This is a genomic window from Shewanella sp. AC34-MNA-CIBAN-0136 (genome assembly GCF_040309945.1).
Taxonomy (GTDB): domain Bacteria; phylum Pseudomonadota; class Gammaproteobacteria; order Enterobacterales; family Shewanellaceae; genus Shewanella.
In genome coordinates this window covers 101,228-121,278 of sequence record NZ_JBEOPJ010000007.1, presented here as the reverse complement: position 1 = coordinate 121,278, position 20,051 = coordinate 101,228, and the positions used below count along the sequence as shown (strand labels likewise).

At 42.6% G+C, this 20,051-nt stretch carries 17 protein-coding genes; all 17 read left to right on the top strand.

Annotated features, from left to right (window positions below):
* Positions 1-113 precede the first annotated feature (113 nt).
* The 17 genes from AAEY94_RS09050 (at position 114) to AAEY94_RS08970 (ending at position 20,020) form a co-directional block, all read left to right on the top strand.
* On the top strand, positions 114-923 hold the full coding sequence (locus tag AAEY94_RS09050; RefSeq protein WP_350978501.1) for a putative bifunctional diguanylate cyclase/phosphodiesterase: 810 nt from the start codon (positions 114-116) through the stop codon (positions 921-923).
* Positions 924-1,200: 277 nt separating this feature from the next.
* Positions 1,201-1,569 carry an Hpt domain-containing protein gene (locus tag AAEY94_RS09045; protein WP_101087115.1) on the top strand — a complete coding sequence of 123 codons (369 nt, stop codon included), beginning with the start codon at positions 1,201-1,203 and terminating at the stop codon, positions 1,567-1,569.
* Positions 1,570-1,581: 12 nt separating this feature from the next.
* Positions 1,582-3,033, top strand: a complete 1,452-nt coding sequence (locus AAEY94_RS09040; protein WP_101087116.1) for a sigma-54-dependent transcriptional regulator — start codon at positions 1,582-1,584, stop codon at positions 3,031-3,033.
* 269 nt (positions 3,034-3,302) lie between these two features.
* A complete protein-coding gene (locus AAEY94_RS09035) occupies positions 3,303-5,255 on the top strand; it encodes a secretin GspD/PilQ domain-containing protein (protein ID WP_101087117.1) in 1,953 nt (650 codons plus the stop codon).
* Positions 5,256-5,269: 14 nt separating this feature from the next.
* On the top strand, positions 5,270-5,992 hold the full coding sequence (locus AAEY94_RS09030) for a tetratricopeptide repeat protein (RefSeq protein WP_350978498.1): 723 nt from the start codon (positions 5,270-5,272) through the stop codon (positions 5,990-5,992).
* Between the two features lie 999 nt (positions 5,993-6,991).
* A complete protein-coding gene (locus tag AAEY94_RS09025) occupies positions 6,992-7,384 on the top strand; it encodes a hypothetical protein (protein WP_101087119.1) in 393 nt (130 codons plus the stop codon).
* Positions 7,385-7,469: 85 nt separating this feature from the next.
* Positions 7,470-8,228: a CpaB family protein gene (locus AAEY94_RS09020; protein ID WP_101087120.1), complete on the top strand. Its 759-nt coding sequence runs from the start codon at positions 7,470-7,472 to the stop codon at positions 8,226-8,228.
* A gap of 41 nt (positions 8,229-8,269) precedes the next feature.
* Positions 8,270-9,613, top strand: a complete 1,344-nt coding sequence (locus AAEY94_RS09015; protein ID WP_101087121.1) for a TadA family conjugal transfer-associated ATPase — start codon at positions 8,270-8,272, stop codon at positions 9,611-9,613.
* A complete protein-coding gene (locus AAEY94_RS09010) occupies positions 9,600-10,466 on the top strand; it encodes a type II secretion system F family protein (protein WP_101087122.1) in 867 nt (288 codons plus the stop codon). The genes AAEY94_RS09015 and AAEY94_RS09010 overlap by 14 nt, the downstream gene beginning before the upstream one ends.
* Positions 10,463-11,287 carry a type II secretion system F family protein gene (locus tag AAEY94_RS09005; protein WP_101087123.1) on the top strand — a complete coding sequence of 275 codons (825 nt, stop codon included), beginning with the start codon at positions 10,463-10,465 and terminating at the stop codon, positions 11,285-11,287. The genes AAEY94_RS09010 and AAEY94_RS09005 overlap by 4 nt, the downstream gene beginning before the upstream one ends.
* A gap of 12 nt (positions 11,288-11,299) precedes the next feature.
* Positions 11,300-12,508: a hypothetical protein gene (locus tag AAEY94_RS09000; RefSeq protein ID WP_350978496.1), complete on the top strand. Its 1,209-nt coding sequence runs from the start codon at positions 11,300-11,302 to the stop codon at positions 12,506-12,508.
* Between the two features lie 11 nt (positions 12,509-12,519).
* A complete protein-coding gene (locus tag AAEY94_RS08995) occupies positions 12,520-12,858 on the top strand; it encodes a hypothetical protein (protein ID WP_350978495.1) in 339 nt (112 codons plus the stop codon).
* Positions 12,859-13,433: 575 nt separating this feature from the next.
* Positions 13,434-13,970, top strand: a complete 537-nt coding sequence (locus AAEY94_RS08990; RefSeq protein ID WP_101087126.1) for a Csu type fimbrial protein — start codon at positions 13,434-13,436, stop codon at positions 13,968-13,970.
* A 67-nt stretch (positions 13,971-14,037) separates the two neighbouring features.
* The gene (locus AAEY94_RS08985; protein ID WP_101087127.1) at positions 14,038-14,547 is read left to right on the top strand and encodes a Csu type fimbrial protein; all 510 of its coding nucleotides are present in this window, start codon (positions 14,038-14,040) and stop codon (positions 14,545-14,547) included.
* A gap of 12 nt (positions 14,548-14,559) precedes the next feature.
* The gene (locus AAEY94_RS08980; RefSeq protein ID WP_101087128.1) at positions 14,560-15,297 is read left to right on the top strand and encodes a fimbrial biogenesis chaperone; all 738 of its coding nucleotides are present in this window, start codon (positions 14,560-14,562) and stop codon (positions 15,295-15,297) included.
* A gap of 2 nt (positions 15,298-15,299) precedes the next feature.
* Entirely contained in the window at positions 15,300-19,100 is a 3,801-nt protein-coding gene (locus AAEY94_RS08975) for a FimD/PapC C-terminal domain-containing protein (protein ID WP_101087129.1), read from the top strand.
* The gene (locus AAEY94_RS08970; RefSeq protein ID WP_335691966.1) at positions 19,097-20,020 is read left to right on the top strand and encodes a spore coat protein U domain-containing protein; all 924 of its coding nucleotides are present in this window, start codon (positions 19,097-19,099) and stop codon (positions 20,018-20,020) included. Before AAEY94_RS08975 ends, AAEY94_RS08970 begins: the two co-directional genes overlap by 4 nt.
* Positions 20,021-20,051 lie beyond the last annotated feature (31 nt).

Below are 20,051 nucleotides of genomic sequence, written 5' to 3'. Positions count from 1 at the left end.
TGATTATTGCATTATTTATCAGTGACTTACCGGATGGTTATTAATTATTTTATTGGCTCGACTCTTGCTGTCTATTAATTACCACATAGGAATTAATCGTTTTGGAGTCAGATATGTATCCCCAAAAACAAACCGTGATAAATGAAGATGCAAGTAACTCAAATTGGAATGACCTTACCGACGTTATCGATGAGGCATTAAAGCAACATTGTTTCAGCATGGTGTATCAACCGCTTATTTCAGTGCAAACAGGTAGAATCGTCGGCTTTGAATCCTTGGTTCGATGTGACTCGCCAACATTTGGGGTTATTTCACCATGTGACTTTATTCCATGTGCTGAGCAAAGTGGACAAATCTTAGAGTTAGGAAGTTGGATATTTCAACAAGCATTGCTGGATTTAAAGCGCATGCGTAACCAGGGCATGCAAAACATTTGTTTATCATTGAATGTATCCCCAGTTCAGTTACTGCATACTAATGTTTATGAACAGCTCATGTCTCTTATTGTTGAACTCCAAATCCCACCATCTGCAATTAAATTAGAATTAACCGAAACCGCGCTAATTCACGACCCGCAAACCATTTGTAAAGTGTTTAATGCCTTTAAACAAGAAGATGTACAAGTGTGGCTAGACGATTTTGGTACTGGGTTCGCCTCATTGAGCTTATTGCGCAAATTCAATATTGATGGATTAAAAATAGACCGAAGTTTTGTCAGTGGCATTGCAGACAATAATGAAGATTTTACTTTATGCAGCGCCGTTATCGCCATGGCGCAACGACTTGGATTACATATTGTCGCTGAAGGAGTCGAGACAGAAAGCCAGCTGCAAATTTTAAGTCAGCTTGGGTGCGATGTCGTCCAAGGCTACTTATTGGGTAAACCACAAACATTAGAAAAAACCCTCAGCCTATGGAGTTAACATATTTTGTTTATCGTTTATGACCAAACTATTTTTGTAGATACTGAAGCTGCATATTGATTTGCAAAATGCGAATCAATATGCGACTGTAAATTAAGTAACCTTTGTTTATAATATGAGGTTAATTAATTCACTGAATAATAACGGTAAAATTGTTTCCTTTATCTTGGCGTAACTCTTGCGTTTACCCTATAAGACAAGCCAAAACGCGACTTTAATGCTTTTTGCTCATTATGCTTATAACGCAGTGGTTATATAAACCACCATGAGGTGAACAATGTTAGAACTCACAGCAATAACAGCATGCCCAATCATGCAGCGAAGTACCTTAGACAATTTATTGTCCGATTTAGGTTTTGAAACTTATCAACATTTGCTTAATTTATTTGAACAAGAATTAATTCAATTGCATTTAAATCTGCAAACGGCAGTAGAGCAACAACAATACCAAGAGATTAATAACGTGACGCACATCCTGAAGAACACTGCTGCATTATATGGAGCAGAACGTTTATCGAAAAGTGCCTGTCTGGTATATCAAATAGAAATTGGCCAAGCGTTTATCCCACAAACTCAGCAGTTAATAGCTATTTTAGTTGAAACACTCAATGTATTTAACGTGCATATTCACTCGTTAGTCGAGTAGGGAAGGTCGGTAATGAATGAACACAATAAACCGCTCGTATACGTAGTTGAAGACAGCCTCTCTAGTGGAGCGTTATATTGCAGCCAATTGAAAAAGGCCGGTTTTGATACGCAACATTTTGTCGATGGTTATTCTGCACTCGTGGCGATTAAAGAAAAAATGCCTGCTGTATTAGTGCAAGATGTTTGTTTACCCGACATTAGTGGTTTAGAAGTATTGAAATACGTCAATAATCAAGACACCTCAGCCAAAGTGATTATCATCACTTCAAACAGTTCTATCGATGTTGCCGTTGATGCAATGCGCTTAGGTGGCTATGACTTTATTGAAAAACCGTTTACTTCAGAACGCCTAACCACATCAGTAGGTAATGCTGTTAAGCAACAAAATCAAGACATAAAAACCATTACTGTAGAGCCAGAAGCAACCTCGCTCGAGCGAATGAACTTTATTGGTGAATCGTTATCAATGCATACCGTATTTCGCTTATTAGAAAGTGCTGCACGCAGTAAAGCCAGTGTGTTTGTAACCGGTGAAAGCGGTACAGGTAAAGAAGTGTGTGCTCTTGGTTTGCATCAGGCCAGTGCTCGCGAGCAAGGTCCATTTATTGCCATTAACTGTGCGGCTATTCCTGCAGAGCTATTTGAGTCAGAGTTTTTTGGTCATGTTAAAGGTGCATTCAGTGGCGCATTAACGGATCGTAAAGGTGCTGTCGAAGTCGCCAATGGTGGTACGCTATTTTTAGATGAAATTTGTGAAATGCAATTAAATTTGCAAGCAAAATTATTGCGTTTTTTACAAACGGGTACATTTTGTAAAGTGGGCAGTAACGATCTGCAACAAAGTGATGTCCGCATCGTTTGTGCAACGAACCGTAATCCGGCAGAAGAAGTCGGTGAAGGGCGTTTTCGGGAAGACTTGTACTATCGACTCAATGTTATCCCGGTTATGTTGCCGCCATTACGTGAGCGTGGCGATGATATTTTATTGCTAGCAAATCATATTTTGCAGTCTAAAACGGCTGAGAATAACAAACAGTTTACCGACTTTAGTGCTGACGTTAAGCATACCTTTATGCAATACGATTGGCCTGGTAATATTCGTGAATTGCAAAATGTGATCGAAAATATAGTGGTGATCTATGATGGTCAGACTGTACAGCAGGGCATGTTACCAGGTAATTTTGGTCATTCAATCGTCAGCCATACCAACAGCCACCCTACAAATAACCATGGTATTCAGCCGAGTCAAACAACCACTAATATCACGGCCAGAACCTCAACCAATAGCGTTAATACCCAACAACCTTCACCACATAATATTGTTCAGCTTTGGATAGTAGAGAAAAATACCATTGAAGCAGCCATTGACCAATGTGACGGTAATATTCCACTAGCAGCTGCTTATTTAGGCATTAGCGCATCAACTATTTATCGAAAAATGAAAAGCTGGGCTGAGAGTTAATAGTCTTTTCTAAACCGTTAAAAGTTACCTTAATCGGTAACTTTTTTTTGCCATTTGAAAAGCCATTCAAATTGCTAGGCTCATCCCCCTAAGTGCGTCGCAAAATGCGAATCGATTTGAGAGTAATGTAAGTCAGAACATTTAATAACGACAAATAACTGCCTAACCTACTGTTTTAAAATAACTAATATTTTTTAATTTTGTGGCCAGCTTCCTGCATTAATCATTGTACTGTCTTAAATGACGCGTTAAATGTTAAGGGGTGAACCATGAAACAATCTCTCTGTGTAACGTCAATCTGTTTGTTGCTAGTGAGCATGTCAGTATTTGCTGGCACTAAAGGGCTAGATTTTATTGAAACAGCAGATGGCCGCCAGTCCAGTATGATCCGAGAAATGGTCCAGTGGACTCATTCACGTTTGGTGTTTAAAAAAAGCATTTCACGCGTAGCCATTGGCCAAGATGCCATTATGCAAGTTGAAGTACTCGATAAAAATGAAGTATTAGCACTGGCAAAAAAAGTGGGCCGTACCAGCCTTATTGTTTGGTATACCGACGACACCTCTGAAACGTTTCTATTCAGTGTCACAGAAGACTTGAGTGTGTTAAGGCAAGCGCTCAGTGATATTCACCCTAAAATTCGCCTAACATTAGCACCTGATCGCGCAGCTCTGGTACTTAGGGGCCGAGTGCCAACGGTAAAATATAAATTAGCCGCTGAAACTGCCGCTCGTCATTACTTAGATGCAGGTAAAAACCGTATCAACGATAACAATAGTTTAGTCATGAAATCACCTACCGATTTTTTGGCCGACTTAAGCCCTAATATTCGTCTACCGTCGCAGCAACTGCGTAAGTCTAATCGGGGGAGTGTAGGCCACGCCGCTATTATCAACTTAATTCAAGTTGATGTATTACCAATGAGCATGATTGAAAAAGTCAAAAAGGCCATTATTCAATTAGGTGGTGAATCAGTCACGGTAAGTCGTATTCAAAAAGGCGACATGCCTGATGATCAAGCCGACACCTTGTTACTAGGCGGTCAGGTTGAAACCCAAGTTGACCTCGTTAGAGTATTAAATTTAGCATCGCGCCTTTTCACTGGAGATCGTATTAATTCAATCACTGGAAAAATAGAAGCAGGCAGTAATGACATTACCGTTATCGCCAATGAGTCGGGTGGGTTAATCAGCTCAAGCCAACAGGTAAGCAGTAATTCGTCATCAAATAGAGGCGGTAATGCAAAATCTAGCAGTAACAATGTGAAGTCAAATATTGCCAGAGCCAAGTTGTTGTCTATGGCGAATGGTAGATTATTGTCGACCATCGAAGTCCGCGATTTACCCCAGGTTCGTGTAGCGATTCAAATGTACGAAGTGAATCGTCGCAGTTTAACCCAATGGCGTCCTGACTTTTCATTGATCACTCAAGGCTACAACAAAACAGACGGTAATTTCGGTTTAGATGGGGCAACTAATCAAGCACTGGGTTCAGGCCAAGTCGAAAATGCATTGCAGGTATTAGGTGGCGCACTGGTGAACAACTTCCAAGTGGGCGGCAGTGAGATTGCATTTGATTTACTGTTTTCATTGTTAGAAAAAGACGGTATCTCACGCACATTATCTCGTCCGACGTTAACCGTCTTAGCAGGAGAAAAAGCCGTATTCCGAGCCGGTGGTGAAGTGCCAGTGCCAACGTCATTTTCACCCAATGGAATTAGTAGTGCCAATGGGGGTAATAGCCAAGGGGTATTTAGTGGCACCGAGTTTAAATCGTTTGGTATCCAGCTTGAAGTACGAGCAATGGTGGACGAAAACGACTTAATCACTTTAGATTTAAGTCCTAGTATTTCAACACCAGACACTTTGTTAACCCAACAAATATCGTCGAGCACAGGGTCATCATTAACCACTAGTGCATTCAATGTCAGAAACCTGACCACCAGTACGCGCTTACGTGATGGACAGCCATTAATCATCGGTGGGTTAGTCAGCCGTGACATAAGCGATTCACGTGACTTTGTACCGGGTATTAACGATGTTCCGTTGCTGGGTAAGTTAACCGAGTCATCGTCTGACGCCGATACCGCCCGCGAGTTAATTATTATTGTGACGCCAACACTGGTAAGAGAGCCACGTCATGATGTTGCCTTATGGCAATTCCAAACATCAGCTGAAATGCTACAAAGCATGCAATTTCCATTAGCTGACTCGTCACTATAAAGAGGACATTAATTATGAAGACCTTAACTCATTTCCGCCTCAGTACCGTGATTGTGGTTGCCTTAGTCAGCAGTGCGTGTAGTACCAGCCAAACTAAGCGTGAATATCAGCCAGATGATCAGTTAACGGCGATGTTAAAACAATACAATGTAAATCAAACCGATGGTGTTAATTGCCAAGGTTATCAGTCTGCTATTAGTGACTGTGAACGCTTGTCGAACGACCTAGGTGCATTATCAATGACCTATCCACAACACCAACAAATTGGTTTTACAGCCGCGATTGTTTACCATCAAATCGGTCGTGATGTTGATAGCCAAATGGTGCTAGATAGGTTGTTATCGCAACAACAACCAGTATCCGAAGTAGCCATTTTGCGCAGTAAACTGGCCATGCAAGAGGGTAATATCAACCTGGCAAGAACCGTATTACAACGACAAGTGCAGTTACAACCGGATCACCCAGAACTGCATGCAACATTAGCAGCAAGTTATTATTTAGAAGGTCGTTACGAAAAAGCCGAAGCCGTGATTGCTACCGCCGACCGATTAGGCGCTCCAGAATGGCGAACCAGTTACCACTTAGGACTAATTCACGAAGCACAATCAAATTGGTCGCAAGCATGCCATTTTTACGCCGACACCCTGAGTTACCAGCCGGCACACCGACAAAGTTTGTCGAGACTGCTGTATTTAAGTGACCATCCTGAGTGTCGAGTCCAGTTAAGTAGTCTGTAATGTCATTATTCAGCTTGTAAAAGTCCCCAAATGGGGACTTTTTGCTTTAGGCCAATGCTCTTATCTGTAATACAGAGCTGACTAACGATTCGCTTAAGCCAAAACGTTGTCGTTGGTAACGATAAGCCAGTAAATATCGTATTAATTTGCTCTGTGTAAGAGTATTTATAAAAATTTACTCAACAGCTCAACAGCTCAACAGCTCAACAGCTCAACAGCTCAACAGCTCAACAGCTCAACAGCTCAACATTCATATACTCAGCAACTCAGTATCAGTTAAGTGATTACAGCATGGAATTGATTAACACCTCAGTTGTCGCAATAGGCTGCAAAAAATCACATTAAGAGAATATGCCCAAGCCGTTATTCCTGGCACCAACAGCAACACGGTAATAACGGATGACATTGGCCTTAATCACTTATTACCTTGAGCCAAAAATTTAGAAATGCAGCAACACTAACCGCAAACCAATGGAGCTGCTAAAGCCGTCGACAATAGCCGCCAATAAGGGCCTCAGTTATCTAACAATGTAATTACTAATGACAGGTGAATGTAGATCCGATTGATGATTCAGGCGTTAAGCATGGAATGCAAACGTACTGACAACCGTACTAATAACACTCACAGAACCAGTGTTCATGAGTCACGCTATTGAATTAATGGACTGCGCAAAAATTGGATTAACAGTAGATTTGCAACTTTTCGCATTTTGCCATTCACTCTGCAATTCATATCCATTTTCAATCCGATACTGTTGATAATCTCATTGTATGTAAAATTAACTTAAAATATGTAAGCGCATGACAAATAACAAGTTTAAAATTTATTTTATGAATATCCTATATTGGCATGTTGTTCGCAATTACTTATACAGAGGCAATTTATAGCAGTATCTAGATTCCTCTTAATGTAACAGAGCAAGTTAATTCTCTACCCAATTTCACAATACAACATTTGATGGCTGTGAACATGATAGTTAATAACATGAGGTAAACATTATGAAATCTATTAAATCAATGATTAAAAACAATAAGAAGCAAGGCGGTTTTGTTATGACATCTGAGTTGATTTTATTATCAACTGTCATGGCAGCAGGCTTAGTAGTAGGACTTACTACAATGCGAGATTCGGTTACTGCAGAACTAGAAGATGTTGCAGAAGCGATTGGTTCGCTAGACCAAAGCTACGCATTTGACGGCATCATTAATGCTGAAAATACGGCAGAAATCAGTGGCTCAGGCTTTATCGATGCTGTGGATGTGAATGCTGGTGATGGTGCAACCTTCCAGTTTGTTGCAACCGACTTCGCAGAATCTGCTGTGTTGATTTCAAATTCACCTAGTGCAGGTGCTGCTTCGGCCTCTCAGGCTGACGGTAGTTTAGATAACTAATTTAATCTAAGTCTACGTCGGTTGTCTCACACAGAGGCAATCGGCGCCTAATCTTTAGATTAACAACATAACGCAAAGGTGCATCATGAAACGCAAATTCACAGGTAGTACGACAATAGCCATTGCACTATTCGTCACCTCCGGCGTATTGGCTTCAGCACTGGGTATTCGTCAAGTAGACCGTTTATCTACAACCACTGCGGTAGTGTTAAGCCAAGATTTGAAAGCCGGTGACACTATTACTTTATCAACACTAACAAGGAGCAAAACAGATAAATCGGATACAGAACAAAGTGTACAAAATCCACAGCAGTTACTTGGCAAAGTACTTAATGTAGCCAAACGCAAAGGTGATGTGGTTTTTGCTAACGAACTCATTTTACCCACAGTTAAATCGTTATCGTATGCAGTACCAGAGGGCCGGGTGTTATTCACACTTTCACAATTACCTACAGGCCTGCCGTTTGCCAAGCTTAATCAAGGCGACCGATTCGATATTTTAGTTCGCGGACGTAAAAGTGTCAGAACCGTTGCTCGCAACGTGCAATTAATTGGTTTACTTAAGCCGCCCAAAAAGGCCAATAACAGTAAAGGGGCAATCGACCGTTTAAATGACCAAAGTACCAGTTCATCCAATGGCGCATTAGCGCTAGTTATGGCCGTTAGACCAGGAGATGTTTATCCACTAGCCAGTATTGGTGCCAGCGATATTGTGTCTATTGTATTACACAGCGCCTACGATATTGCCAACGGAACCCAGCCGTTACTGGGAATGGCCCAAACGCACAGAGACATCATTATTCACAGTGGTAATAGCCGCAAAACGGTCAGTATTGAACGTTAATAATCCGCACAAATGGAAGTCACAATGCAGTGAGGTGAGATATGTTTAATTCCGAACATAATATTTTTTCCCCGACAACATTGAACGTCTCATCAATTCCCAACGATGAAATGCGTCGACTTAAGCAACTGCTCCATAACAGCTTAATTGATGATATGGACAACGACGACTCATTGCATTTAAAGCAACCCACTCAGCTTAAGCAGCAGCTTGAGCAACTAATCGATTTATTGCCAGGGCAACAACAACAGCCATTAAATACTTCAGATAAGGCACTCCTTATCCAGCAAGTTATCGAAGAACTACAAGGGCTAGGGCCAATTTCTGAATTAATGTTAGACCCAGCCGTTACCGACATTTTAATTAATGGTCCTTTTTCAATTTGGGTTGAGCGTCACGGAGCATTACGCAAAACAACTCAAGCGTTCGATAACGACTCGCACCTAAGACGATTTCTAGAGCGTATCGTGAGTGCGCAAGGTCGCCAGTTAGATGCTAATAATCCTATGGTGGATGCAAGATTGGCCGACGGCAGTCGTTTACATGCGGTTATACCACCGTTATGTACTATTGGCGCTGTAGTATCAATACGCCGTTTTCATCATGAAACCATTAGCGCAGAGACATTAGTGTCTAGTGGGTTTATCAGCCAAGACATTCTAACCTTTCTAGAAAAAGCCGTTATTGCAGGCATTAATATCGTTATTGCTGGTAGTGCGGGCTCAGGTAAAACCAGCTTACTTAATGTGATTTCCGGCTTTATCCCTAACAGCGAACGCGTTATCACCATTGAAGAAACGGGCGAGCTGCAACTACATCATCCGCATGTTATTCCACTGGAAAGTCGTGGAACAAACGGCGAGGGTAATGGCGAAGTGTCATTACGAGACTTAGTGAAAACGGCATTAAGAATGCGCGCTGACCGCATTATTGTTGGCGAAGTCAGGGGCGGTGAAGTATTTGATATGCTCCAAGCCATGAACTGTGGCCACGATGGAAGCCTAACGACTGTGCATGCCAATAACCCACAAGATGTGATCAACCGTCTACGCTCATTGGCCCAAATGGAAGAAGCGGCAATATGCCGTGACACCATTGATCATATGATCAGCTCATCAATACAAGTCATTGTTCAAGTTAGACGTTTTAGAGACGGTAGCCGTCGAGTAGTGAGTGTATGTGAAGTGATACAAACCGCAGCTATAACGGAGGTAAAACCACTTTTTGAGTTTCAACAACAACCGCAAACAGATCATAACCATATCGTAGGCCAACATGTTTGCAGCGCAACACAATGCCAGTTAAGCGAACAAATTGCAGCCAAAGGCTTTGATGTTACCGAGCTTAACTCGCTATTTTCGGAGGTAGATTATGCCTTGGTATGAAGTGATTGTATTGGTGGTGTTATTGGCTGTGATGCTTGTGTGTGCCAGGGCTTGGTGGTTTGCCGATGTCCAACCTAAGCAGCAAGAGCTAGAACCACAAACTAAATTAACTAGCGGAATACGCCAAAAGTTACGATTATTAGACATTAACTTAGCGCCAATTAGTGTGCTGATTGGTATTTTAACCCTATCCATATGTGCCTATATGGCGATTCATACGGCGTTTCCTCAACATCAAAGCATCGCGGTGATCATGGCATTAGCCATATTAGTCAGTAGTTATTTTGTATTAGATGACTTAGTCACATGGCGTATAAAACGGGTAGAAACTGAATTAGTAGATGCAATGGATACCATGCATTCATCACTACAAGCGGGGTTGTCACCACTACAAGCTATTTCAACCGCAGCCAGTTTAGCCAAAGGGCCATTAAAAGCAGAGCTGACAGAAATTGTCACGCGGTTGTCATCGGGTTATGACGCCAGCCAATCGGTTAATCGATTAGTCAATCGCTACAACACCGAAGGCACCCGATTATTTGCTCAAGCATTGGTAGCAAGGCATCAAACCGGCAGCGACTTTAATGCCATGTTACAAGCAGTAACGAAGCTTATGCGTCAACGTATTCAGCAGTATCACTTTATTAATAGCCAAATGTCGGGCACACGTTATGCGGCGTTCTTTTGTGGGCTTATGCCTTATGCACTTATTCCATTGTTTGTGTCGCAGGAGCAGCATTGGTTTGCACCATTACTAGATCACCCTAATGGCGCTAACTTCTTAAGCACTGCGTTGTTATTACAAATTATTGGCTTCTTTTGGTTACGTAAAGTATTAAAGGCCAACTTATGAATACATCACTTTTTACCGATCTTATTTTAGGCGTGTTATTGGTTCTAACTTGTTGGTTATTTTACTTATTCCACAATACTCGTGTCGACGATAAAGACATTACTTCTTTTGGTGACTTACTACCTTTAGACAACATTTATCCAGCAAACCTGATTAGACAAGCAGGTTTATCGGTATTTCGTAACCGGTTGCTGTATTGGTCTATTAAAATCAGCTTAGCGATTACAGCCGTTATCATGGTGCTTGAATTTATGCCGACAATGCCGGTATGGCTTCACATTCTGGTCAGCGTTATTGCCTTTTTCATGCTAGATGGCTGGTTACTGTTAAAACGCCAAATGAGAAAACAGCGCATCGATGCATCATTAGAATTTTTTATCAGTTTATTAGTGGTCTATTTACAATCCGGAACACCTCTAAGCCAGGCATTTAGACTGTCGGCAAAATATGGCTTAACCAAAGAACACCCATTAGCAGATGAGTTATTACTGCTGTCTTTAGAATTAGAGTCTGGTCGTGATAGACAACGCGCTTTTGCGGATTTAGCCAAACGAACCGGGGTGCAAAATCTGAATAAATTGGCGGCTATTATTAACATTGGTTTGCAAATTGGCTCACCATTAATCAATTGTCTGCAATCACAACTCAGTGCAATACAACAGCAACGCCAGCAATTGGTAAACAGTAAAATTAATCGAAAGTCGCTAGAAGTATTATTGCCGATGTTATTGGTGTGTTTTCCGATGTTTCTGGTGTTGGTTTTTTTCCCCGCCGCAATTCAGTTTATGGATTTGCTGAGCGTTTTAGCCGATTCATTATAAGAGGCCGCCACCATGATAAATAACATATCAACCAGGTTAAGGAAGCAGGCTGGTTTTGTACTGACCATTGAACTTATATTAATCACAACCATTTTAATTATTGGCAGTTTTGTGGGTATATCGGCGGTAAGAAACGCGCTGGTTAAATCTCAAGTGGCACAGCAAAACAGAGACATCACCGTTGCTGACAGTAATGGGGTTAAGTTAGGTAAAATGCTCAGTTTAAATGAGCACGAAACCCCAATTGTACCGTTTATTGATGGCGGCGTTGCACCATTAGCGCCCGATCCTGCACACAAAAACTACCGGGCAATTTTAGGGGTAAGGGATGACCGTTTTACCTCACGTGAACCAGTTTATTACGATTCACCTAACTGTACTGGTAACCCTTGTATTAAAGGAATTAGCGATGAAACCTCAGACAATCGAGGCGTTGATAACATTGATGCTTCCGGTGCCGTGAGTTATTTGCATGCGCTTCAAGGCGGGCCTAATTATGCCATTGGCCGATCAAACAATGCTGTGACTGGGTATTTATTTCGTTCAACACCGCAGCAATGTCCGGTGAATATAAGCCAAATTGAGTCACGCTATTTATCGCAAAAAGTGGTCTCAGGTATGCCATGCGAGTCATTTAGTGTAGAGCAAGCCGAAGCCGATGTGAGTTGCCTGGTGGGGGTAGAGTCGGGGTCATCGATCATTAATATCGGTTCTACAATTGATAACCCAGTGTGCGATCAATGCCCTGCAGGTACCGAGGCGCAAGGGGACACGTTAGACAGAAATCGCTCAACGATAGAACCACTCATCAATACTGTTTTTAGTACGTTATCGTTAACCGGTTTAGTCCCCAATGTCGATGTCACGTTAGGCGAGGTATGTTGTCCTATTGGCACTCGATTGGACGAAAACAACGATCTCATTAGCTCTGTCACCTATATTGCATTAGCCAACGCCTTTGATCTGCTAAACGTTAATTTAATCGATAACCCATTGGTCTCAAACTTACTTGCAAGTTTGGGCATACAACAAGGGACACTCAATTGTGTCGCCGATATTAATTTGCTCAGTGCTGAGCAAGTGGTTGATCTATTTAACGATAATCAAAACGTATTACAGCGTTTTACCGCGCCATTTAAGGTTAATTTACCGAGTATCAATAACGAAGATAGCTGGATTTATGTCGCGCCAGATGGCGAAGGCGATAACAGCAGATTATAGGGGAATAGGTTATGCCGCAATTACATGAGCAAACGTTGCAACAAATGTACTTAGCGTCGTTAACTTTTATAGCGGCGCATAATGAAGATAAATCAAATCAATTACTCACCCAATTAAAGGGGGATACCCAATCATTATTAGCTTGTACATGTCGGCCATTACAGGTGTCGGAGCTGCATATGCTTGAGTTTTGCCGCGATGTATTAACCTGTTTGTCTAAAGAATCAACACCGAGCCATGTGCAACATAAAATTGATCATTTGGATATTGTAGGCTGTTCTAACGATGATAATGCCGCGCCACTGGCTGACGAAGAACTTGCGTTTATTCAGCAGCAATTTAATGAGTAGATGAGTCATGATCACATATTGACAAAGCCAGTCAATGGTATCCGACAAAACCTAACATAATGGTCATCTGTGGAATCATTCCATGCCAGCAACAGATTAAAATGAGTATTGCATGACTTCATGTTAGCCACACTTATTGTTCATCAAGTTCCCCTTAAGCCTTCCTTTAAGTTTTACTTATATCAACCTAACCACTCAACAATTCTATACATCATTACGCAAATGCTATCTAAAAGAACGTCCATTTTCATATGGGCTTAACCCTAGTTCATCCCAAATATCTGAACTCTCACCTCTGATCATATTGCAGTGATGAGTGCAGTGACGAGAGCTGTGATGAATTCGTCGCGGTTTAACAATCAACCCATCGCAAATTGCTCATCATTTGCAAATTGCGAATACAGCGTTGCATTTTGCAAACCTATCAGAGTAGTAAAGCACAGTCAAAAACCATTAATCAATTTAAAGCCTTATAAAACAATGTCTTAATTTTTTGTTGATAGTTGGCATCCTACCTGCAATATCTTAATCGAGTTCCAAATAACTCTTAATTTAAAACAACACCGAGGTGACATATGAAAAAACTACATATCGCAATCGCAGCATTATTATCTTCTTCTGTAGCTATGAGCCCATCATTTGCAAGTGAAATACGTGGTGATGTTGATGTATCACTCGTTATTGGTGAAGGCTGTGCCGTAAACGGTACTACAGATGCCGGTGCTGGTATTAATAAATTTGGGTCAGTCGATTTTGGCGAGCAAAGCAACTTAGAGCTGTTTATTGATGCTGAATCGGCAGGTGCAGCAGGTGCAGGCAGTATTGAGCTGACGTGTAACACCAGCTTAGCGTACAGCGTCGCGCTTGATGATGGTTCAAACCCGCAGGCCGGTCAACGTCGTGTATCTCGCGGTGGTTTAGATTTTGTGAACTATGAACTTTATCAAGATGCAGCCCGTTCGGTTCGTTGGGGTGAAGGTCCACAGTCACAAGCCTTAACCGGAACAGGCGCAATACAACCATTAACTATTTATGGTCGTGTATTAGCAGGACAAACCACACCGGCGGCAGGTAACTATTTAGATACAGTGCGCATGACTATCTCGTGGTAAGCAACCTGCAGGGCGTCATTTTAACTCAGTAAATGACGCCGCATTCTTCATCAAACGAGGATGAACAATGATGACCAAGACATTAATCGCACTACTCAGTATGACCCCGCTGATTGTCATCGCTGAACAAGCTCAAGATATTAGCGAAATTAGCATACAGATTGAACAAGGCTGTGTGTTAGACAACGGCAGCGGTGCAACGGCGTTTGGTGCGATTAATTTTGGTGAACTGAGCAGTTTATCATATGGAGCACAAGCCACATCGACACCCGGAAGTGGTTCTATCGGCTTTAGATGCTCCCCTAATTTAAGTTACAGAATTGAACTAGGCAACGGGTTAAACGGCACCGACAGTAGCAACCGCCTGCTACTCAATAACGTGACCGGAGAAACCGTGCCATATCAATTATTTCAAGACCCTGGACGTGCGCAAATATGGGACAGCACTAATGCCGTCAGCGGTAACGCCAGTGGATTATTTGAATGGCTGCCGATATACGCCGCTATTTCGCCTCAAGCAGTGACTCCCTCAACCGGGAACTACCAAGACAGCGTAGAGGTTGTACTTATTTTTTAAGGAGAAACAAAAATGAAGCATTTAGCATCGATGATATTCGCCGGCGCATTAGTCATGAATCCTCTCAACCTTACTGCCGCTGAGTTATTGATTTCACCCGTGAATATTGATATTGCCCCAGGTGAAAAGGCAGCACTACTCAAATTGCAAAACAACAGCAATACCGCAATGAAAATTCAAGTGCGTGTGCGTCAGTGGGACGCACACAACAGTAAACAAGATAAACCCAAAGTGGTGGTGAGTCCGTCATCACTCAATATTTTACCGGGCAAACAGCAAGTGGTGAGAATTGTTAACACCGGCCCCGCAAGTGATATTAACAACGAACGTTTGTATCGGGTGTTTTTAGATGAAATTCCAGATATGCAAAACACTTCTGATCAAGGGTTATTACTGCAAGTTCGTTATGCTTTACCGTTGTTTATTGGTGGCCCAGACTTATCGGTCGCGCGCACTGAAAATTTTGACCAATTAACCAGTATCTGGAACCGCGCGTTAACCTATTCGTACAACAAGCAATCCAATCAGTTGGCTTTTAAGAACCAGGCAAACGGCCACGCCAGAATATCTAAAGTTCGTTACACCAACGGCAGCGACAAAGAGAGCGTTGTATTCGGTGGCTTACTTGGCTATGTCCAAGCCAACAGTCAGGCAGCGTTTAATGTGTCGCCCGTTGCGCTTACCTCTTCGTCGAAACTATTCGCAGAAATCAATGGTGTCGATGTGGAGATTAACCACGATGGGAGGTAACAATGAAAAAACTAACCAAAGTTATCTTAGTCGCTGCAAGCACCTACACCAGCGCTGTTTCTGCTGAAACCTTATATTTAGACGTGTACCTTAATGGCGTCCAGGTTAACCAACTTATTGAGTTTAATCATATCCAAAATCATTTTTGGAGCACTGAAAACGTTCTAGGCGGTTCATCTTTAGCTGAGTATGCCAGTGGCTTAAGTGGTCGTGTAGACTACTGTAATTTACAAGCCGTATCGTGTGTTTATAGCTACGAAACTCAACGCCTTTATCTTACCGCTGACATCGATTTATTTCCTGCCCAGGTGATTAACAGTAAAAAAAGAACCTCTATTCCTATTACGCGCTCAAGCGGTGCCCTGGTGAATTACGATATGTATTATCGCGATTACCAATCTGGCACAACCACCGTTGATTTACTGCAACAATGGCGTGCGTTTGGCGATTTGGGCGTATTCGAAACCACGGCAAATTACCGTAAAGAGCTCGGTGGAAGTGATAACAGCACCGTTGATGAAGGGATGATCCGCTACGACAGTTTTTGGCAATATAACGACGAAGAAAATATGCGTTACTGGCGTGTCGGTGACATGATCAGTGGCGGTAATCCTTGGGCTCGTCAAGTCAGAATGGGCGGGATTAAACTGTCGCGTCGTTTTGAGCTAGATCCACAATATGTAAGTTACCCATATCCTGAATTTATCGGGAGTGCTGTGTTGCCGTCAGATGTTGAAGTGTTTGTTAATAATTACAAAATGTATTCTGGCAATGTAGAACCCGGAAATTTTATTTTAGACAGCGAACCCACGGTGAATGGTTTCGCCAGTGCTAGCATTGTCACCACTGACATTAATGGCCAGGCGGTTAGCCGAGATTTACAATTTTATGTTGCGCCAGAGCTGCTTAAGCAAGGCGTGTACGACTACGACCTTAACTTAGGGGTACTAAGACAAGGTTTTGGTCTTGACTCATTTAACTATGACTCAGATCTCACCGCTATTGCCGATGTACGTTACGGCTTAACCGACAACATGTCGGTGTCTTCGCATGCCGAACTGAGCAAAGATGTGTACAACGTAGGTGTTGGTGCCGATTTTACCCTGGGTAATCTGGGGGTATTTTCGTTTGCGGCAGCCCATGGGCAAGACAAAAATAACAGCGGTTGGTTAGGCCTCGCTGGTTATCGTTTTCAAGCCAATAACTGGGGGTTTTCTGCCCAAGTTAAGCAACAGCAACAAGGTTATCGTGACACGGGGTCAACCCAATTTGTGTCGCAAATCGAACGTGAAGTGCAAGCTAATGCCGCATACTCATTTGATAATGGCGTTTCTGTTGGTGTGGGTTATTTTGATATCACTAAGTTCGATGACGACAACCGTCGCCTGGTATCTGCTTTTTATAATCAATCAATCGACACAGCCTCTATTTCAGCGAGTGTTAACTGGGATCCAGACCGCGACGATGTTAGTGTTGGGTTAAATTTATCGATCCCATTTGGTACTCGTTCACGTGCTAGCGTCAGCCATGTGCGTGACAATAAAGGTGAAGACCGGACCGTTGCCTCAGCCTCATTTGCCCGCAATGGCAACCGTGGTTTTAGAGGTAACGTAAGTAATGTTGTTGGCACCGGTGATTTTTCAGCTAACGGCAGCTGGAGAGGTGACAAAGTTGAATTAACCGGTGGGTACTATAACCGTGGTGGTTCAAGTGGCCATTGGGGTCAAGCATCGGGGTCATTAATTTGGTCTAAAAGTCGTTTCTTGTTAGGTAATCGCGTAGCAGATACTTTTGCCGTGGTATCAACAGGTGGTATTGCAGATGTGCCGGTATTAATTGAAAACCAGGAAGTAGGTGAGTCAGACGATGACGGTATGTTATTGGTTACTGGCCTTGCATCATATAATCCTGTCAATATCAGCATTAACACCAAATCATTACCGTTAGACACCAATGTGGTGAACGATCAAATACAAGTGATGGCAGCAGAAAGCCATGGTGTAGATGTCAATTTTGAACTGTATCAAACCAAAGCGGCCATTGTGATTGTGAACGACGAGCAAGGTCAGCCTATTCCTGTTGGTGCATTAGCGACCCTTAATGGTGAGCAAAATGGAGGCTTTGTTGGCTGGGATGGTGAGTTATATCTTGAAAAACTACTAGACAACAACACCTTAACCCTTATATGGGACGGTAAGCAGTGTGTACTTGAGTTTGCCTACAGCAAGCAAGAAGATGACATTCCTGTTCTTGGCCCATTGGTATGTGCGCCTGAAGTAGCCAATGCACTGGTAATGATAAACGATCAACAAGGCCAACCGGTACCCGCAGGAACCTTAGCCATTATTAATGATCAACTTGAACCACAAGTTGTCGGTAAAAATGGTCAGTTGTCATTATCATCGCTTACGGCGCAAAACATCGTCACCCTTAACTGGGCTGATCAGCAATGTTCTGCAGAGTTTGAATACCGTAAAACGGATGAGCAAACACCCGTAATCGGCCCAATTACCTGCGAACCTAAACAGTTCATTGCGACTGTGATTGTTAACGACAGCAAAGGTAACCCAATCCCTGCAGGTGCCAGCGCCATAATTAACAGTGATGAGCAACCACAGACTGTAGCGCATCACGGTGAAGTTTATCCGCAAGCACTACAAGCGGAAAATCAAATGGTATTGCAATGGGATAATAAACAATGCTCAGTTGAGTTTAGTTATACCCAAATCAATCATCAAAAAGCCATCATTGGGCCATTGGTATGCCAACATGCAGACAGTATGGCTAATGTCGCATCGCCTGAAACCCAGACAGACTCTAAGCCTGAAACGCTTGACGCCATCAACACGGTTGCTATCGATGTTCGTCCAAGTCATACAAACACGCCAAGCCATGTAGAAAAGCAAACTCATGTCGACGCACAAAGCATGCAAGCCATGGTTAACACTCAGGCATCTGTGAGCTTTTATGCTCCTGTTGATACTCAAGTAGCCGTAGATACTCAAGCTGTATTGGATACACAAGCAGCGCAGAGTGCAGAGGATGCAGTGAATACTCAGGTATCAGTCAGTAATGAGGCATCTGCTAATGAGGTGATAGTGAATACCCAAGCGGATATTAACACTCAAGCTAGCGTTAACGTTCGAACTCATGTTAACACTCAAGCATTGGTTATAGAGCAACATCAGAACAGTATAAACCTGGAGTACATATCAGCTACAGTGCAACAGGTTGCCTCACAGTTAACGTTAACCGCTCAAACACCAGCGATAGCGTCAACCGACTACCCCGCTATTACAGAGATGAGCCAAATCCATAGCGATACCTTAATCGTAATAGCACAACAATTTGTAACAGATACAGCCAAGTGGTTTTATGAAAACAAGCGACTTTATGCAAACAAGTGGATTAAAGAACAACAAGTCGCTGTTTATACCGCCATCGCTGGTACTCAAAGCATCGACGTTACTCATACCACTATCCCGAAAGCCGCTAAACAGGCCGGAAGCATGAAAAGGCTTAATCAAGCAACCATTAATGCTATGGAACTTAATCGGATAAACGAAGCGTTGCTTGCAAAGGGCAACAGGTATGCAGTTAAAAAAATGAGAACAAGCATGGCCTCAATGGTATACATGCCTAATGCGCCGAATCGGTACAAGCAACGGCGACGGTATTACGCCAGTATCCATCATTTAAAACACCATGACTCGAAGCTACAACAAGCACCACCACAACGATATTTAATGTACCAACCACGCACAAGTTTCATTACACAGCAAAGTAAAGGGGAAACAGTATGAACATAATAAGCAAACTGTGTTGTACAGCCGTTATGGTGTTCACATGCCAACATGTTTACGCAGACTGTGTTGTGGGCGGTAACAGTAATCAAAACCTAGGCACGTTTAGTTCAGCGTCAATTTCCACCGGTATTGTAGAAACATCGTTTAGCTCAGACTTTGGCTGTTCAGGTTTTGTTAACTTATTGGATTTTAGTGAAATTGATGCCACGTTAGTGGGAGCTGATTTTCAATTGAGCACTGTTAATGGAGATGCAATACCATATACACTTTATACCGCACCAGAACGTACCGACCCGTTTACCCTTAACGAAACAGTCAGCTTTGGCTCTTTCAATCTATTGGATTTACTGGGCCTATTTGGCGACGATGGTACCATTCCTATTTACCTGTCTACGGGAACTGCGAATGTAGGTGTGGGTACCTATAACGACACCATCTCAGTGCTATGGCAATGGGATTATTGCTCAGGAATTGGCTTATTGGGGATCTGCTTAGGACGTGACAATGGCTCAGCCACCGTGGTGATTAACGTACAACTTACCGTAACCGCAAGTTGCAGCGTGCAAACATCAGACGTGTCGTTAGGCGCTGTGTCGTACCTAGGCGCAGCCCACAGTGCCATATTGCCGCTAGACATTAACTGTACCAAACAGCTGAGCTATCAATACTTTGTCGACGGTGGAGACAACTTCAGTACCGGTACACGTAACATGGTATTTAACAGCGATAATATCGGTTATAAAATCACTACTACCGATGGCAATACACTCATCGGCCCAGACTTAGCAGCAAGCGTTGCCGGTGTTGGTATTGGTAACAACCAAGCCTTCCAGTTTTTGGTTGAAACTCTAGTAGAAGACCGATTTCCCGCCCCTGGCTTATATCGTGATCAAGTCAGGGTAATAGTAGAGTTTTAATCTGAGAGCTAACGTTATTAAAATAAGCAGC

Excerpts from the sequence above, each read along its gene's own strand:
- AAEY94_RS09050 (WP_350978501.1), top strand. The coding sequence starts at position 114 with ATGTATCCCCAAAAACAAACCGTGATAAATGAAGATGCAAGTAACTCA.
- AAEY94_RS08985 (WP_101087127.1), top strand. The coding sequence starts at position 14,038 with ATGATGACCAAGACATTAATCGCACTACTCAGTATGACCCCGCTGATT.
- AAEY94_RS09025 (WP_101087119.1), top strand. The coding sequence starts at position 6,992 with ATGAAATCTATTAAATCAATGATTAAAAACAATAAGAAGCAAGGCGGT.
- AAEY94_RS09035 (WP_101087117.1), top strand. The coding sequence starts at position 3,303 with ATGAAACAATCTCTCTGTGTAACGTCAATCTGTTTGTTGCTAGTGAGC.
- AAEY94_RS09010 (WP_101087122.1), top strand. The coding sequence starts at position 9,600 with ATGCCTTGGTATGAAGTGATTGTATTGGTGGTGTTATTGGCTGTGATG.
- AAEY94_RS08990 (WP_101087126.1), top strand. The coding sequence starts at position 13,434 with ATGAAAAAACTACATATCGCAATCGCAGCATTATTATCTTCTTCTGTA.
- AAEY94_RS09020 (WP_101087120.1), top strand. The coding sequence starts at position 7,470 with ATGAAACGCAAATTCACAGGTAGTACGACAATAGCCATTGCACTATTC.
- AAEY94_RS09030 (WP_350978498.1), top strand. The coding sequence starts at position 5,270 with ATGAAGACCTTAACTCATTTCCGCCTCAGTACCGTGATTGTGGTTGCC.
- AAEY94_RS09045 (WP_101087115.1), top strand. The coding sequence starts at position 1,201 with ATGTTAGAACTCACAGCAATAACAGCATGCCCAATCATGCAGCGAAGT.
- AAEY94_RS08975 (WP_101087129.1), top strand. The coding sequence starts at position 15,300 with ATGAAAAAACTAACCAAAGTTATCTTAGTCGCTGCAAGCACCTACACC.
- AAEY94_RS08980 (WP_101087128.1), top strand. The coding sequence starts at position 14,560 with ATGAAGCATTTAGCATCGATGATATTCGCCGGCGCATTAGTCATGAAT.
- AAEY94_RS09000 (WP_350978496.1), top strand. The coding sequence starts at position 11,300 with ATGATAAATAACATATCAACCAGGTTAAGGAAGCAGGCTGGTTTTGTA.
- AAEY94_RS08995 (WP_350978495.1), top strand. The coding sequence starts at position 12,520 with ATGCCGCAATTACATGAGCAAACGTTGCAACAAATGTACTTAGCGTCG.
- AAEY94_RS09015 (WP_101087121.1), top strand. The coding sequence starts at position 8,270 with ATGTTTAATTCCGAACATAATATTTTTTCCCCGACAACATTGAACGTC.
- AAEY94_RS09005 (WP_101087123.1), top strand. The coding sequence starts at position 10,463 with ATGAATACATCACTTTTTACCGATCTTATTTTAGGCGTGTTATTGGTT.
- AAEY94_RS09040 (WP_101087116.1), top strand. The coding sequence starts at position 1,582 with ATGAATGAACACAATAAACCGCTCGTATACGTAGTTGAAGACAGCCTC.
- AAEY94_RS08970 (WP_335691966.1), top strand. The coding sequence starts at position 19,097 with ATGAACATAATAAGCAAACTGTGTTGTACAGCCGTTATGGTGTTCACA.